Source organism: Georgenia faecalis (assembly GCF_003710105.1).
Taxonomy (GTDB): domain Bacteria; phylum Actinomycetota; class Actinomycetes; order Actinomycetales; family Actinomycetaceae; genus Georgenia_A; species Georgenia_A faecalis.
Window position 1 is genome coordinate 3283232 of sequence record NZ_CP033325.1, and the last position, 15772, is coordinate 3299003.

The 15772-nt window shown below is 75.4% G+C and carries 15 protein-coding genes; 8 read left to right on the forward strand and 7 right to left on the reverse strand.

Annotation, left to right across the window (positions count from 1 at the left end; translation table 11 throughout):
- Positions 1-3: 3 nt before the first annotated feature.
- Positions 4-1242, forward strand: coding sequence for a PP2C family protein-serine/threonine phosphatase (locus EBO36_RS14430; RefSeq protein ID WP_122825225.1), 1239 nt, complete (start codon positions 4-6; stop codon positions 1240-1242).
- Between the two features lie 19 nt (positions 1243-1261).
- Here the strand turns inward: EBO36_RS14430 and EBO36_RS14435 are convergent, their stop codons facing one another.
- From EBO36_RS14435 to hisC, 4 genes are all read right to left on the reverse strand, one after another.
- A complete protein-coding gene (locus EBO36_RS14435) occupies positions 1262-2719 on the reverse strand; it encodes a dihydrolipoamide acetyltransferase family protein (RefSeq protein ID WP_122825226.1) in 1458 nt (485 codons plus the stop codon).
- A 28-nt stretch (positions 2720-2747) separates the two neighbouring features.
- Positions 2748-3695: an alpha-ketoacid dehydrogenase subunit beta gene (locus EBO36_RS14440; protein ID WP_122825707.1), complete on the reverse strand. Its 948-nt coding sequence runs from the start codon at positions 3693-3695 to the stop codon at positions 2748-2750.
- 53 nt (positions 3696-3748) lie between these two features.
- A complete protein-coding gene (pdhA, locus tag EBO36_RS14445) occupies positions 3749-4963 on the reverse strand; it encodes a pyruvate dehydrogenase (acetyl-transferring) E1 component subunit alpha (protein WP_122825708.1) in 1215 nt (404 codons plus the stop codon).
- A 197-nt stretch (positions 4964-5160) separates the two neighbouring features.
- Positions 5161-6243 (reverse strand): histidinol-phosphate transaminase, encoded by a 1083-nt coding sequence (gene hisC / locus EBO36_RS14450; protein ID WP_122825227.1) that lies wholly within the window; start codon positions 6241-6243, stop codon positions 5161-5163.
- 49 nt (positions 6244-6292) lie between these two features.
- Between hisC and EBO36_RS14455 the strand changes: the two genes are divergently transcribed.
- Entirely contained in the window at positions 6293-6670 is a 378-nt protein-coding gene (locus tag EBO36_RS14455) for a phage holin family protein (RefSeq protein WP_122825228.1), read from the forward strand.
- Between the two features lie 3 nt (positions 6671-6673).
- On the opposite strand, the gene EBO36_RS14460 is transcribed toward EBO36_RS14455, so the two are convergent.
- Positions 6674-8203 carry an alpha/beta fold hydrolase gene (locus tag EBO36_RS14460; protein WP_122825229.1) on the reverse strand — a complete coding sequence of 510 codons (1530 nt, stop codon included), beginning with the start codon at positions 8201-8203 and terminating at the stop codon, positions 6674-6676.
- A complete protein-coding gene (locus tag EBO36_RS14465) occupies positions 8200-8484 on the reverse strand; it encodes a hypothetical protein (protein ID WP_122825230.1) in 285 nt (94 codons plus the stop codon). Before EBO36_RS14465 ends, EBO36_RS14460 begins: the two co-directional genes overlap by 4 nt.
- A gap of 187 nt (positions 8485-8671) precedes the next feature.
- On the opposite strand from EBO36_RS14465, the gene EBO36_RS14470 reads away from it, so the two are divergent.
- The 6 genes from EBO36_RS14470 (at position 8672) to EBO36_RS14495 (ending at position 14856) form a co-directional block, all read left to right on the forward strand.
- Complete coding sequence (locus EBO36_RS14470) at positions 8672-9193, forward strand: low molecular weight protein-tyrosine-phosphatase (protein WP_122825231.1); 522 nt, start codon at positions 8672-8674, stop codon at positions 9191-9193.
- A 4-nt stretch (positions 9194-9197) separates the two neighbouring features.
- Positions 9198-10010, forward strand: coding sequence for a fructosamine kinase family protein (locus EBO36_RS14475; protein WP_122825232.1), 813 nt, complete (start codon positions 9198-9200; stop codon positions 10008-10010).
- Between the two features lie 71 nt (positions 10011-10081).
- Complete coding sequence (gene purB, locus EBO36_RS14480; RefSeq protein WP_122825233.1) at positions 10082-11527, forward strand: adenylosuccinate lyase; 1446 nt, start codon at positions 10082-10084, stop codon at positions 11525-11527.
- A gap of 108 nt (positions 11528-11635) precedes the next feature.
- Entirely contained in the window at positions 11636-11917 is a 282-nt protein-coding gene (locus EBO36_RS14485) for a metal-sensitive transcriptional regulator (protein WP_122825234.1), read from the forward strand.
- Positions 11918-11972: 55 nt separating this feature from the next.
- Positions 11973-12227: a heavy-metal-associated domain-containing protein gene (locus EBO36_RS14490; protein WP_122825235.1), complete on the forward strand. Its 255-nt coding sequence runs from the start codon at positions 11973-11975 to the stop codon at positions 12225-12227.
- Positions 12228-12354: 127 nt separating this feature from the next.
- On the forward strand, positions 12355-14856 hold the full coding sequence (locus EBO36_RS14495; RefSeq protein ID WP_122825236.1) for a heavy metal translocating P-type ATPase: 2502 nt from the start codon (positions 12355-12357) through the stop codon (positions 14854-14856).
- A gap of 75 nt (positions 14857-14931) precedes the next feature.
- Here EBO36_RS14495 and EBO36_RS14500 read toward each other — a convergent pair whose 3' ends face one another.
- Positions 14932-15771 carry a MetQ/NlpA family ABC transporter substrate-binding protein gene (locus tag EBO36_RS14500; RefSeq protein WP_122825237.1) on the reverse strand — a complete coding sequence of 280 codons (840 nt, stop codon included), beginning with the start codon at positions 15769-15771 and terminating at the stop codon, positions 14932-14934.
- Position 15772: the final 1 nt, after the last annotated feature.

Genomic DNA, 15772 nt, shown 5'->3' on the forward strand with positions numbered 1-15772 from the left:
CCCATGACCACCCCCGACGGCGGCCCCGAGGTCGCGGCCGCGGCCGGACGCACGGACAGGCACGACGCCCGGATGTCCGCCGCGCTCACCGCCCTCATCGACGGCACGCACCTCGCCACCCCGGACGAGCTGCCGGTCGTGGTGGCCGAGGCCGGCCGTCACCTCGGCCTCGACGTCGCCGTCTACCTCGTCACCCTGGACCAGCGCGAGCTGGTGCCGTTCACCGCCGGGGCCGACGAGCCGACCATGCCCGTGGACGCCCCCGGCAGCGCCGCCGGCCGCGCCTTCCGGGAGATCACCGCCACCGAGGACGCCTCTGGGCTGTGGCTGCCCCTGCTCGACGGCGTCGAGCGGATCGGGGTCCTGCGGTTCCGGGCCGCCGGGCCGACGGACTTCCTGCGCGCGGACCGGCTGCGCTCGTTCGACCTCCTCGTCGGGCACCTCGTCGCCGTCGTCACGCCGTACGGCGACACCGTCTCGCGGCTCCGGGGGGCCATGGGCCGCACCGTGGAGGCCGAGCTTCTGTGGAACCTCGTGCCTCCGCTCACGTACGCCACCCGCAACCTCGTCATCTCGGGCCTGCTCGAGCCGTGCGAACAGGTGGCCGGGGACGTCTTCGACTACGCCGTCGACGAGACGATGGCGCGCATCGCCATCTTCGACGGCAGCGGCCACAACCTCGACTCGGGCCTGCTCACCTCGGTGGCGCTCGCCACCTACCGCAACGGCCGACGCCGGGGCGACACCCTGGTCGCCACCGCGGCCGCCATCGACCAGGTGCTGCTCGAGCACACCGACGGGGCGGGCTACGCCACCGGCATCCTCGCCGAGCTCGACACCGAGACCGGGCACCTGCGCTACGTCAACGCTGGCCACCCCCGGCCCATCCTCCTGCGGGAGGGCCGGTTCGTGGAGACCCTCGACGGCCCGGGCCGCCCGCTGTTCGGGCTGGGGGACAGCTCCATCACGGTCGGGGAGCAACGGCTCCAGCCCGGGGACAAGGTGGTCCTCTACACCGACGGCATCACCGAGGCCCGCGCGGAGGACGGCTCGTTCTTCGGGCTCGACCGGCTCATCGGCATCCTCGAGCGGTGCAGCACCGACGGCACGCCGGCGTCGGAGACCGTGCGGCTCACCGTCCAGGACGTCCTGCGGCACCAGCGCGACGTCCTCCAGGACGACGCGACGATGGTGCTCGTCGAGTGGGGGGCCACCTCGGCCGGGCGGCTCAACCCCGAGTGACCCGGACGGGTCGCCGGGCTCAGCCCCAGACCAGGCCCTGGGCCGGGTCCTCGAGCACCGCGGCGACGTCGGCGAGCACCCGGGCGCCGAGCGCCCCGTCGACGAGCCGGTGGTCGAAGGAGAGCGCGAGCTGGGTGACCCAGCGCGGCTTCACCTTGCCCTTGTGGACCCACGGCTGACGGCGGATCGCGCCGAACGCGAGGATCGCCGCCTCCCCCGGGTTGAGGATCGGGGTGCCGGTGTCGATCCCGAAGACGCCGACGTTGGTGATGGTCACCGTGCCGTCGGACATGTCCTGGGGCGTCGTGCGCCCCGCGCGGGCCGTCGTCGTCAGCTCGGCGATCGCCGTCGCCAGGTCGTGGAGGTCGAGGCGGTGGGCGTCCTTGATGTTGGGGACCACCAGGCCACGCGGGGTCTGCGCCGCGATGCCGAGGTTGATGTAGTGCTTGTAGACGATCTCCTGGGCCGCGTCGTCCCACGAGGCGTTGATCTCCGGATGGCGGCGCACCGCGAGCAGGAGTGCCTTGGCCGCGATGAGCAGCGGCGTCACGCGGACGTCGGCGAAGGCCCGGTCCTCCTTGAGGCGGGCGACCAGGGCCATCGTCCGGGAGACGTCGGCGGTGTGGAAGACGGTGACGTGGGGGGCGGTGAACGCCGAGTTCACCATCGCCTCGGCGGTGCGCCGGCGCACGCTGCGCACCGGGACGCGGGTCCGCCGCCCGTCCGGGGAGACGCGGCCGTCGGCGAGCCACGGGCGGTCGTCGCCGGGGTAGGTCGCCAGCGCCTTGCCCTCCGCCTCCGCGGTGTGGGCGAGGAGGTCCTCGCGGGTGATGATCCCCCCGGGACCGGTGCCGGCGATGGCGCCAAGGTCGACGCCGAGGTCCTTCGCGAGCTTGCGCACCGGGGGCTTGGCCAGCACCCGCGCGTCGCCGCGGGCGGCGCCGTTGGTGGCCGGGGCGGGGGCCGCCGGAGCGGGCGCGGACGGCCTCGCGGCGGGCGAGGCCGGGGCAGCAGCCTGCGCGGCCGGGGCGACCGCCTGGCGCGGGGCGCTCGTGCGGGCCCGGCGGGTGGTGGGGGCGCTGCGGGTGCCGTAACCGACGAGGACGTCACCGCTCGGGGCGTGGTCGTCGGACGGCGGCTCAGGCGGTGCCGCCGCACCGGACCCTGCCGCGGCAGCCGGCGCCGCCGCGGCAGCCGGCGCCGCCGGAGCCTCGACGGGGGCCGCCCCGCCGGGGTCGACGTCGATGACGATGATCGGGGTCCCCACCGCGACGGTCTCGCCCTCCGCCGCCAGCACCTCGCGCACCACCCCGTCCCACGGGCTCGGCAGCTCGACGAGGGACTTCGCCGTCTCGATCTCGACGATCGCCTGGTTGACGCGGACGACGTCGCCGACGGCGACCCGCCACTCGACGACGTCGGCCTCGGTCAGGCCTTCGCCGACGTCGGGCAGGCGGAACTTCTCGTAGGTGGGCAACTCTGGTCCTCCTCGTGCGTGGGGTGCGTCAGTGGGCCAGGGAGCGGTCGACCGCGTCGAGCACGCGGTCGAGCCCGGGCAGGTACTCCTCCTCGTGGACCGAGGCGGGGTAGGGCATGTGGAACCCGCCCACCCGCAGCACGGGGGCCTCGAGGTCGTAGAAGCACTGCTCGCCGATGCGGGCGGCGAGCTCGGCACCCGCCCCGAAGAACACGGGGGCCTCGTGGGCGACGACGAGCCGGCCCGTCCGGCGCACCGACGCCGCGACCGTGGCGACGTCGAGCGGGGAGATGGACCGCAGGTCGATGACCTCGAGGCTGTGGCCCTCCTGCTCGGCGGCGTCGGCGGCCGCGAGGAGCGTCTTCACGGTCGGGCCGTAGCCCGCAAGGGTGACGTCGGTGCCGGGGCGGACCACCCGGGCCGCGTGCAGCCCGGTGCTCACCGCCTCCTCGGACAGGTCCACCGGCGCCTCGACGTCGACCTCCGCCTTGTCCCAGTAGCGGGCCTTGGGCTCGAAGAAGAGCACCGGGTCAGGAGAGGCGATGGCCTGCTGGATCATCGTGAAGGCGTCCGCCGGGGCCGCCGGGGAGATGACCCGCAGGCCCGCGGTGTGGGCGAAGAGCGCCTCGGGCGACTCGCTGTGGTGCTCGATCGCCCCGATCCCGCCGCCGTAGGGCACGCGGATCACCACGGGCATCGGCACGCGCCCGCCGGAGCGGTAGGTGAGCTTGGCGAGCTGCGTGGTGATCTGGTCGAAGCCGGGGAAGATGAACCCGTCGAACTGGATCTCGCACACCGGCCGGTACCCGGCCATGGCCAGGCCGACGGCGGTGCCGATGATGCCCGACTCCGCGAGCGGGGTGTCGACGACCCGCTGGGGGCCGAACTCCCGGTGCAGGCCGTCGGTGACCCGGAAGACGCCACCCAGCGGCCCGATGTCCTCGCCCATGAGGAGGACCTTGGGGTCGCGCCGCATCGCCGCGCGCAGACCGGCGTTGATCGCCTTCGCCAGCGGGGTCCCGGCCGCCCTCACAGCGCCACCGCCGCCCGCGCGTCGGACACCGGCGCGTGGAGCTCGTCGTCTCGGGTCGGCTCGGCGAAGGACGCCTGGTAGGCCTCGAACGCGGCGCGCTCCTCCTCGACGAGGGGGTGGCGGGCGGCGTAGACGGACTCGAACATCGCCGTCGCCGGGGAGGCCGTGAGGGCGCGGCAGTACTCCCGGGTGCTGCGGCCCAGCTCCTCCGCCTCGGCCTCGACCGCGGCGAAGAACTCGGCGTCGGCGCGGCCCGCGCGGCCGAGGTAGGCGCGCACGCGGTCGATGGGGTCCCGCTGACGCCAGGACTCCTCCTCCTCGCGGGTGCGGTAGCGGGTGGGGTCGTCCGAGGTCGTGTGGGCGCCCATCCGGTACGTGTAGGCCTCGATGAAGGTGGGTCCCCCGCCGCTGCGGGCCCGGTCCAGGGCCTCCGCGGTGACGGCGTAGGTGGCGAGGACGTCGTTGCCGTCGACCCGGACGGAGGGGATGCCCACCCCGTCGCCGCGGCGGGAGAGCGGCACGCGCGCCTGACCGGCCGTGGGGACGGAGATCGCCCACTGGTTGTTCTGGCAGACGAAGACCACCGGGGCGTTGGTGACGGCGGCGAAGACCATGGCCTCGTGGACGTCCCCCTGGGACGTCGCCCCGTCGCCGACGTAGACGACGACGGCGCGGTCGCGGTCCGGCTCGCCCGTGCCGACGTCGCCGTCGCGCTGGACACCCATGGCGTAGCCCGTGGCGTGCAGGGCGTGAGAGCCGATGACGAAGCTGTAGAGGTGGAAGTTGTGCGCCTTCGGGTCCCACCCGCCGTGCTCGATGCCGCGGAAGACCCGCAGCAGTGCGCGGACGTCGAGCCCCCGGGTGAGGGCGACGCCGTGCTCGCGGTAGGAGGGGAAGACGAAGTCCTGGGCGGCGAGGGCGCGGCCCGAGCCGACCTGGGCCGCCTCCTGGCCCAGGCTCGGGGGCCACAGGCCCAGCTCGCCCTGACGCTGGAGCGACGTCGCCTCCGCGTCGAAGCGCCGGGTGAGGACCATGTCGCGGTAGAGGCCGCGGACGGCGTCGTCGTCGAGGTGGGCCGCCCAGCCGGCGTAACGAGGGTGGTCGAGGCGGCGACCCTGGGGATCGAGCAGCTGTACGAGCGTGTCGGGATCGGCCGACGTGCTCGTCGTGACCGGCGTCGGGTGGGTGTCCGTGGTGCTGGATACGTCCATCGTGGTCACGCGCTCCTCGGTTCCGGGGGTCGGGCCTCGAACCTACGCCAGCGTAGGCTACGGATCCGTAACCCGCCGTTGTAGGGCGCCCACAGATCTGCGCGGCGCTGGTTGTCCGCGCCGCTCCCCGCGGCCCGCCGCTGCGGGCCCCCTCGCTCCCGTAAGCCCGCGCGTCGCGCCGCCAGGCCGGCGCGCCGTCAGCGCAGGGCAGCCTGCTGCCGCCAGGCACCGGCCACGGCGAGGAAGGCGTCGTTGGCCTCGTGATCGCCGATGCTCACCCGGACGCCGTCGCCGGCGAAACCGCGGACGAGGACGCCCTCGCGCGCCGCCTCCTGCGCGAACGCGAGCGCCCGGCGGCCGAGGGGCAGCCAGACGAAGTTGCCCTGGGCGTCCGGCACCGTCCAGCCCTGCTCGGCGAGCGCCGCGAGCACGCGCCCCCGCTCGGCGACGATGTGCTCGACCCGCTCGGCGAGCGCGTCCTCGGCCCGCAGCGAGACCCGGGCGGCGACCTGGGCGAGGGCGTTGACCCCGAACGGCGTCGAGACCGCCCGCAGGCCGCGGACGAGCCGGGGCCGGGCGACGGCGTACCCCACCCGGAGGCCGGCGAGCCCGTACGCCTTGGAGAAGGTCCGGAGCAGGACGACGTTCTTGTGGTCGGCGACGAGGGCGAGCCCGTCGACGACGTCGGGGTCCCGGACGAACTCCACATAGGCCTCGTCGAGCACGACGAGCACCTCGCGCGGGACCCGCGCCAGGAACGCGCGCACCTCGGCCTCGTGCAGCGCCGGGCCGGTGGGGTTGTTGGGGCTGCACAGGAGGACGGCGCGGGTGCGCGGGGTCACGGCCTCGGCCATGGCGTCGAGGTCGTGCCGCCCGTCGGCGGTCAGCGGGACCGGGACGGAGCGGGCCCCGGCCACCCGCACGGCGATGGGGTAGGCCTCGAAGCTGCGCCACGCGTGGACCACCTCGTCGCCGGGGACGCACGCGGCCCGCAGGAGCGTCTCGAGGACCGCGACCGATCCGTTCCCGACGACGACCCGGTCCGCGCCGACGCCGAGCCGCTCAGCGAGCGCGGCGACGAGGCCGGTGGCGGCCATGTCGGGGTAGCGGTTGAGGTCCGCGGCGGCGTCGGCGACGGCCGCGACCACGCCCGGCAGGGGCGGGTAGGGGTTCTCGTTCGAGGACAGCTTGAACGTCGCCGCCCCCGCCGGTGGGCGCTCACCGGGGACGTAGGCGGGCAGCTCGTCGAGGTCGGCGCGCAGCCGGAACGCAGGGGCCATAGGTCAAGGATGCCCGTCGTCGGAGGGTGAGAGGTGCAACGATCGGCACATGGGCTTCCTCATCCAGCTGGTTCTCAACGGCATCGCGCTCTGGTTGTGCGCGTGGCTGCTCGACGGCGTCTCGATCACCCAGGCCGCGACGGCCGGGGAGCAGGTGGTCGTGGTCCTCGTCGTCTCCTTCATCTTCACCGTGGTCAACGCCGTCATTAAACCCGTCGTGAAGTTCTTCTCACTGCCGTTGACGATCCTCACGTTCGGGCTCTTCACGCTCGTCATCAACGCGCTCATGATCCTCCTCACGAGCTGGATCACCGGGCTGATCGGCTGGGGGCTGCACGTCGACGGGTTCTGGTGGGCCGTCGGGGCGGGCCTCGTCATCTCCATCATCACCTGGGTGCTCAGCGCGCTGGTGCCCGCCGACCACTGACGCTCAGCCGTCCGGCACCCGGCGGACCTGGAACACCGTCGAGGTGACCACGGTGCCGGGCGCGCCGGACGCCTCGGCCAGGCGCTCGGACCACACCCGTACCGAGACGTCGCCGCTCGCCTCGGCGAGGTCCGCCGTCTGCGCGTACGTGGTGACGGCGTGCGCCTCGGAGAACCCGACGTCGGTGCGGTGCGGCCCGGCGTGCCCGGCCGTGAGGGAGCGCGCCACCGTGGTGCGACGGGGCTCCGCCGGGTTGGGCGTGCCGTCGAGCCCGGGGATGACGTCCTCGAGGTGCTCGAGGCTGAGGACGTGCGCGCGGGGCGGGGTGGGCATGTGGGCCGCCGGGCTGCCCGCGGTGAGGACGGCCGCGACCGTGTAGCGGGTGGCGAACACCGGGTCCGCGGCCAGGCGCATCGCCGTCAACCCGCCCTGGCTGTGACCGACGAGCGTCACCTCCTCCCCGGCGGCGATCCCCGCCTGGTCCATGGCCCGCGCCACGCCCTCCTCGGCGTCGCTGGGCAGGCCGACGAACGCCTCGGCGTTGGTGAGGTTGTCCAGCGGGTTGGACCCGCCGCCGCCCTGGTGCTGCGTGCCGGGGACGAGCACCGTCCAGGTCCGGCGCCCGTCGGGGTGCTCGACCCGGCGGACCTCCACCGTGCCCGGTCGCCCGCCCGCCGCGGGCGCGAGGCGGTCCATCGCCCGGAGCAGGTCCCCGCCGCCGCTCGCCGGGGGGACCTCGCGCGGCGGGAGCACGGGCGTCACCTCCACCGCGTGGTCGCCCCGGGGCCCGCCGACGACGACGGCGGGCAGGGCCTGCAGCGCGAGCGCGACGGGGAGGAGGGCGCGCTGCTCCGGGCTGAGGTCGCCCAGCGGGAGGCCGGCGAGCTCCGCCCCGTCCGGCAGGGCGAACCACGGCAGGTAGTGCTGCAGCTCGGCGGCGGCCTCCCGCACCGTGCGCTGGGTGGCGAGGCCGTGAGGCACGCGCGAGCCCGGCGGGCCCTCGGGCAGCGGGAGCGCGTCGAGGGCGGCCGCGAGCGCCGACCGTCCCGGCACGAGGCCCAGGGGCAGGTCGCCCAGCATCCGCACGCTCACCAGGGCCGGGCCGAGGGACCGTGAGAGCACGAGGTGCGGGGTGCGGACCCGGGCGGCGAACGCCGACCACGACGGCGTGGCCGGCGACCCGAACGGGGCGCGAGAGGCCCCCTCCGCCTCCTCGTAGGCCATCCGCGCCTGCCGCAGGCTCCCCTCCAGCTCGGCGACGACCGGCTCCAGCGAGGAGAAGCTGCCCGGCCCGTCGACGGCCGCCTCGACGAGGCCGATCGCCCACTCGGCGCGCTGCGGCACCCATTGGCCGTCCCAGCGCAGGTGACCCCGCGCCCGCAGCAACGACGTCCGGCCGAGGTCGAGGACCCGGCCCGCCTCGGCGAGGCGTTCCTCCAGGGCGCGCAGCTCGTCGGTGTCCACCTGGGTGCGCCCGAACCCGCCCGTGACGATGACGGCCGCGGCGGAGGGCTCCGGCCGGTCGCGGCTCATCCGGCGTCACCGGCCCGGTCGAGGGCGACCTCGCGCGCGACGACGACGGCGGCGGTGCGGGCGTCGTCGACGAGGCCCTCCAGCCGGTGCGAGCCCCCGAGCAGCTCCATGAGGCGTGCGGTGAAGGCGTCGGCGGCGACGCCGACCCACGCGTGCGGGACCGCGGACCGCAGCGCGTCCTGGACGACGCCGAGCGCCGCGCGTGCCGCGTCGACGTCGGCCAGCGCCTCGCTCGAGGTGTCCCACGAGGCCGCCCCCCAGCCCCATGCCGGCTCTCCCATCGCACCCCCTCTCCGCGCTGCCACGCTAGGGACCGCCCCGGTCGCCGAGAGCGGCGCCACGACGCCGCCGGGGACGGCCGGGCCGACGGCGCCCCTGTGGAGGACACCGGGACCGCCATCGGGTGCGGCCGGGTCAGGTGTCGCGGCGGGGGTGGAAGACCCCCGGGATCCGGGCGAGAATGCCGCCATGAGCCCCCGTCCCTACACCGTCTCCTTCGTCTGCACCGGGAACATCTGCCGCTCCCCCATCGGCGAGGTGGTGCTGCGCGACCTGCTGACCCAGGCCGACCTGCCCATGCCGGTGTCCGTCATCTCCGCCGGCACGGGCGACTGGCACGTGGGCGGCCCCGCGGACCCGCGGGCCCTCGCCACGCTCACCGAGTTCGGGCACGACGGCGCGGCGCACCGGGCGCGCCAGTTCACCCGGGACAGCTTCGCCGAGGCCGACCTCGTCCTCGCGCTCGACCGCAGCCACGAGCAGGCGCTGCGCCGGATGGCGCCGACCCCCGAGGACGCCGCGAAGGTGCGGCTGCTGCGCTCCTTCGACCCGGACGCCGTCGCCGCCGGCGAGCTCGAGGTCGACGACCCGTACTTCGGCGAGGACGCCGGGTTCCGGCGGACCTACGAGGAGGTCCTCGCCGCGTGCCACGGCGTCGTCGAGCACCTGCGCCAGGTGCTGGCGACGATGGACGCCGCCGCGGAGCACTGAGGCCATGCGCAAGCGCGGCCGCCCCGCCGCGATCGCCGCGGAGGTCGCCGGCCTGCGCTGGCTCGCCGCGGCTCACCCCGGTGGCGGCACGGCCGTCGCGCGGGTCACCGGCCACGGCACGGACTGGCTGGAGACGGCGCACGTCGACCACGCCGCGCCGGACACGGCCGCCGCCGAGGACTTCGGGCGGAGCCTCGCGCGCACGCACGCCGCCGGGGCGCCGTTCCTCGGGTGCGCGCCGCCCGGCGTCGTCGGGGACGGGGTCATGGGCCGGGCCCCGCTCGTGCTGCACGCCGACGCCGCCACGGCACCCGCGGCGTGGGGGGAGTTCTACGCGGCGGACCGGCTGCTGCCCTACCTCGAGGGCGCCGTCGGGAACGGGTCGGTCGACGCGGCGGGCGCGCGCACGATCGAGCGGTGCGCCGAGCGGGTCGCCACCGGCGCCTTCGACGCGCCGCAGCCCGGGCTCGTACGTACGCCCGCGGCGCGGCTCCACGGGGACCTGTGGGGCGGGAACGTCCTGTGGACCCGCCGGGCGGGCCCGGCCGACGGCGCGACCTCCGCCGTCGAGGCCGTCCTCATCGACCCGGCCGCGCACGGCGGGCACGCCGAGTCCGACCTGGCCCAGCTCACCGTGTTCGGCAGCCCGTACCCGGACCGGGTCCTCGCCGCCTACGACGAGGTCTCCCCGCTCGCCGACGGCTGGCGCGAGCGCACCGGCCTGCACCAGCTCCACATGGTCCTCGTCCACGCGGCCCTCTTCGGCGGCGGCTACGGCGCGCACGCGGTGGCGCTGGCGCGCCGCTACGGCGGCTGACGGGCGGGCCGGCCACGCCGGGCTCACGGACGCCCCCGCGCCGGGAGCGGCACCTCTGGGAGGATGCCGCCATGAGCGCCGAGCCCACTCGCCCCGTCCGCCTCGCCGAGCTGGAGCCCGCCGTCGCGCTCGGCCCGCTCGACGGGCGGTACCGCCCCGTCGTCGCCCCGCTCGTCGACCACCTGTCCGAGGCCGCGCTCAACCGGGCCCGGCTCCAGGTCGAGGTCGAGTGGCTGGTCCACCTCACCCGCACCGGCGCCCTGCCCGGCGCCCCGACGCTCACCGACAAGGACGTCGCCTACCTGCGTGGCGTCGTCGCGAGCTTTGGGCAGGCGGAGATCGCCGAGCTGGCGGAGATCGAGGCGGAGACCCGGCACGACGTCAAGGCGGTCGAGTACTTCCTCAAGCGCCGGCTCGCGGCCGCACCGGAGCACCTCGGCGCCGGGACCGTCCTGCCCGCGGTGAGCGAGATCGTCCACATCTTCTGCACGAGCGAGGACATCAACAACCTCGCCTACGCGATCGGGGTGCGGGACGCCGTCGAGCAGGTGTGGCTGCCCGCCGCCACGGCCCTCGTCGACGACGTCGCCGCCCTCGCGCGGGCCCAGGCCGACGTGCCGATGCTCGCCCGCACCCACGGGCAGACCGCCACGCCGACGACGCTCGGCAAGGAGCTCGCCGTCTTCGCCGCGCGCCTGCGCCGCCAGCTGCGCCGGGTCGCCGCGGCGGAGTACCTCGGCAAGGCGAACGGGGCGACGGGCACCTACGGCGCCCACGCCGTCGCCGTCCCCACGACGGACTGGGAGGAGGTCGCGCGCACGTTCGTCGAGCACCTCGGCCTCACGTGGAACCCGCTCACCACGCAGATCGAGTCGCACGACTGGCAGGCGGAGCTGTACGCCGACGTCGCGCGCTTCAACCGGGTCCTCCACAACCTCGCCACCGACGTGTGGACGTACATCTCGCTGGGCTACTTCCGCCAGCGGCTCTCCGCGCAGGGCTCCACCGGCTCCTCGACCATGCCGCACAAGGTCAACCCCATCCGCTTCGAGAACGCCGAGGCCAACCTGGAGATCTCCTCCGCGCTGCTCGACACGCTCGCCGCCACGCTCGTCACCTCCCGGCTCCAGCGCGACCTCACCGACTCCACCACGCAGCGCAACATCGGCGTGGCGTTCGGTCACTCGCTGCTCGCCATCGACAACGTCCGCCGCGGCCTCGCCGGGCTCGACGTCGACCGCGTGCCGCTCGAGCGCGACCTGGACGCCTCGTGGGAGGTGCTGGGGGAAGCGGTGCAGTCGGCGATGCGCGCGGCGTCGGTCGCCGGCGTCGAGGGCATGGCCGACCCGTACGAGCGGCTCAAGGCCCTCACCCGGGGCCAGCGCGTGGACGCCGCGGCCATGCGGGAGCTCATCGGCGGCCTGGGACTGCCCTCGGACGTCGAGGCCCGCCTGCTCGCGCTCACGCCCGCCGGGTACACCGGGCTCGCGGCGTCGCTCGTCCGCCACCTCGGCTGAGACCGGCTTCCCTCGGCGCGCTCGGCGCGCTCGGCGAACCCCTCGGCGGGAATACCCCCGAGGGGTACCATGTTCTCGTCTGCACAGACCGAGGGAGGGGTGGTTCGCGTGGCCGGGTACAGCGGCACGAAGGACGACTACGCCAAGCGCCTGCGCCGCGTCGAGGGCCAGGTCCGCGGCATCGCCCGGATGGTGGACGAGGACGCCTACTGCATCGACGTCCTCACCCAGATCGCGGCCGTGACCAAGGCCCTGCAGGCTGTCGGTATCGGGCTGGTCGAGGACCACCTCGGCCACTGCGTCGTCGACGCCGCCCGCTCCTCCGACGCGGAGGGCGCCGAGAAGGTCCGCGAGGCCTCCGAGGCGATCGCCCGGCTCGTCCGGTCCTGAGCACGACGGCGCCTCCCCCTGGCGGCGCCGGAACGACCACCACCAAGGAGAGAACATGAGCGCCGACCCGGCACCGATCGACCGCACCACCGTCCTCGACGTCGAAGGCATGACCTGCGGCCACTGCGTCTCCGCCGTGACGAAGGAGCTCGAGCAGGTCCAGCACGTGTCCAACATCAGCGTGATCCTGCGCAACGGCGGCCTCTCGGAGGTCACGGTGGTCTCCGACTCGGTCCTCGACCAGGACGCCCTCCGCGCCGCCGTCGACGAGGCCGGGTACACCGTCAAGGCCATCCACGTCGACAACTGACCCCGCCGAGGCGCGGCCCGGCGCCGCGGGGAGGGCTCCCGCGAGCCGGGGCCGCGCCCGCGCTCCCCCCACCGGCCCGACGGCGCACCCCCGCCGCGAGGCGCCCCCAGCAGAAAGGAGGCCCGCCATGACCCCGAGCGGACCCTCCGAGAGCACCGTCCTGGCGTCCGACCCGCAGGCACCCGGCCCCGACGGGGCCGCGCCCGAGGCTGAGGTGGACCTCGCCGTCGAGGGCATGACCTGCGCCTCCTGCGTGGCCCGGGTGGAGAAGAAGCTCAACAAGCTCCCCGGCGTCACCGCCACCGTCAACCTCGCCACCGAGTCCGCCCACGTCGAGCTCACCGACGACGTCCCCGACGCCGACCTCCTCGCCGCCGTCGCGAGCGCCGGCTACACCGGCACCGTCACGCGCCGGCACGCCACCCACGCGACGCCCCCGCCCCCCGCTGCGTCCTCGGCGCACGCCACGACGGCGCACTCTCCCGACGCGTCCGACGCCCTCGAGGAGGGCGGCGGCCCCCTCGCCGCGGGCGGTGCCGACCAGGCCGCCGGCGACGACGTCTCCTCCCCCTCCCAGCGCCGCTCGGCCGACCTCCTGCGCCGCCTGCGCGTCGCCGCGGTCCTCACGGTCCCGGTCGTCGCAATCTCGATGATCCCGGCGCTGCAGTTCACCGGCTGGCAGTGGGTGGTCGCCACCCTCGCCCTGCCCGTGGTGACCTGGGGTGCCTGGCCGTTCCACCGCTCCGCCGCCCGCGCCGCCCGGCACGGGGCCTCGACGATGGACACCCTCGTCTCGGTCGGCGTCCTCGCCGCGACCGGCTGGTCGCTGTGGGCGCTGCTGCTCGGCGGGGCCGGCGCGCTCGGGATGCGGATGACCCCGCAGCTCTTCCCCGCCGAGGGCGCGAGCCTGACGCCCGGGATGCCGGAGCTCTACTTCGAGGTCGCCGCCGTCGTCACCACCTTCCTCCTCGCCGGCCGCTACGCGGAGGCCCGCTCGCGCCGCCGCGCCGGCGACGCGCTGCGGTCGCTGCTGTCCATGGGCGCCAAGGACGTCGCGCGCGTGAGCATCGACGCCGACGGCCGGCGGACCGAGCGGCGGGTCCCCATCGCCGCGCTCGGCGTCGACGACCTCTTCGTCGTCCGCCCGGGCGAGAAGGTGGCCACGGACGGCGTCGTCGTCGAGGGCCGCTCGGCCGTCGACACCTCGCTGCTCACCGGCGAGCCGGTCCCGGTCGACGTCGCCCCCGGCGACGCCGTCACCGGGGCCACGGTCAACACCAGCGGCACCCTCCTCGTGCGCGCCACCCGCGTGGGCGAGGAGACCACGCTCGCCCAGATCGGGCGCCTGGTGACGCAGGCGCAGACGGGCAAGGCGCCGGTCCAGCGCCTCGCCGACCGCATCTCGGCGGTCTTCGTGCCCGTCGTCTTCGTCCTCGCGCTCGGCACGCTGGCGGTGTGGCTGCTCGCCGGGGCGAACGCCCAGGCCGCGTTCACGGCCGCCGTCGCCGTCCTCATCATCGCGTGCCCGTGCGCGCTGGGGCTGGCGACGCCGACCGCCCTGCTCGTCGGGACCGGCCGCGCCGCCCAGCTCGGCATCGTCATCAAGGGCCCGGAGACCCTCGAGTCCACCCGCCGGGTCGACACCATCGTGCTCGACAAGACCGGCACCGTCACCGAGGGCCGGATGGAGCTCGCCGACGTCGTCGTGGCGCCGGGGACCGACCGAGCCCTGGCCCTGCGCCTCGCCGGCGCGGTCGAGGCGGCCAGCGAGCACCCCATCGCCCAGGCGGTCGCCCGCCGGGCCGAGGCCGAGGCGGGCGCGCTGCCCGCCGTCGAGGGCTTCCGCAACCACGCCGGCCGCGGGGTCAGCGGCCTCGTCGCCGACGGCGGCGCTCCCGCCGGCACCCCGCCCCGCGCCGTCGAGGTGCTCGTCGGTCGCCCGTCCTGGCTGACCGAGCGCGGGGTCGCCGGGGTCGGCGCGGACGACGCGCTCGGCCGGGCCCACCGCGCCGCGGAGGCGGACGGCGCGACCACGGTCGTCGTCGCCTGGGACGGGACCGCCCGCGCCGTCCTCGCCCTGCGGGACCAGGTGAAGGCGACGTCGGCCGAGGCCGTCGCCCGCCTGCGCGCCCTCGGCATCACCCCGATGCTCCTCACCGGTGACAACCGGGCCGCGGCCGAGCGCGTCGCCGCGCAGGTGGGCATCGCCCCCGAGCACGTCGTCGCCGAGGTCCTGCCCGGCGAGAAGCTCGACGTCGTCGCGCGGCTCCAGGCGCAGGGCAAGGTCGTCGCCATGGTGGGGGACGGCGTCAACGACGCCGCGGCCCTCGCCCAGGCCGGCCGGCAGGGCCTCGGCCTCGCCATGGGCACCGGCACCGACGTCGCCATCGAGGCGAGCGACATCACCCTCGTCAGCGGGGACCTGCGGGCCGCCCCGACGGCGATCGCCCTGTCCCGCCGCACACTGCGGGTCATCAAGCAGAACCTCTTCTGGGCGTTCGCCTACAACGTCGCGGCGATCCCGCTGGCGGCGCTCGGGCTGCTCAACCCGATGATCGCGGGGGCGGCCATGGCGATGAGCTCGGTGCTCGTCGTCGCCAACTCGCTGCGGCTGCGCCGCGCCGGCTGACCGGCGCGGCTGACCCGCGCGGGCGGCCCACGCCCGCCGCGCGGCGACCCCGGTCCCGGGGCCGCCGCGGGTGCGTCAGAACGCGGGGACGATCTCCCCGGCGGGCCAGCGCTCGCTGATGAAGTCGCGGACCTCGTCGGAGTGGAGCAGCTCGTCGAGGGTGAGGATCGCCGGGTCCTCGACGTCCTCGGCGCGCACGGCGACGAGGTTGGCGTACGGGTTGTCCTCGCCGGGCTCGAGGACGAGCGCGTCCTCGGCCGGGTTGAGCCCGCCCTCGAGCGCGTAGTTGCCGTTGATGACGGCGGCGTCGAAGTCCTCGAGCGTGCGGACCAGCTGGGCCGCCTCGAGCTCGACGAGCTCGACGTTCTTCGGGTTCTCGGCGATGTCGAAGACCGAGGGGTTCTCGACGTCGGCGAGCGCGAAGACCCCGCCCTCCTGGAGGAGCTCCAGCGCCCGCGCCTGGTTGGACGGGTCGTTGGGCACGCCGATCTGGGCGCCGTCGGGCAGGTCCTCGAGGTCCGTGACGCTGCTCGAGTACACGCCGAACGGCTCGATGTGGACGCCGTCGAAGTGCTCGAACTCGTACCCCTTCTCCTCGACCTCCGCCTCGTAGTACGGCAGGTGCTGAAAGAAGTTCGCGTCGAGCTGTCCCTCGGCGAGCTGCACGTTGGGCTGGATGTAGTCGGTGTACTCGACGATCTCCAGGTCGATGCCCGCGTCCGCGGCGAGCTCGTCGTCGACGAACTCGAGGATCTCGGCGTGCGGGGTGACGCTGGCGCCGACGGTGAGCGTCGTGACGCCGCCGGTGGTGCCGTCGGTCTGCTCGGACCCGCCGGACTCCTCGCCCGAGCAGGCCGCCATGGTCATCGCGACGGCGGCGGTGAGGGCGGCGGCGCGGTAGCGGGTGGGACGCATG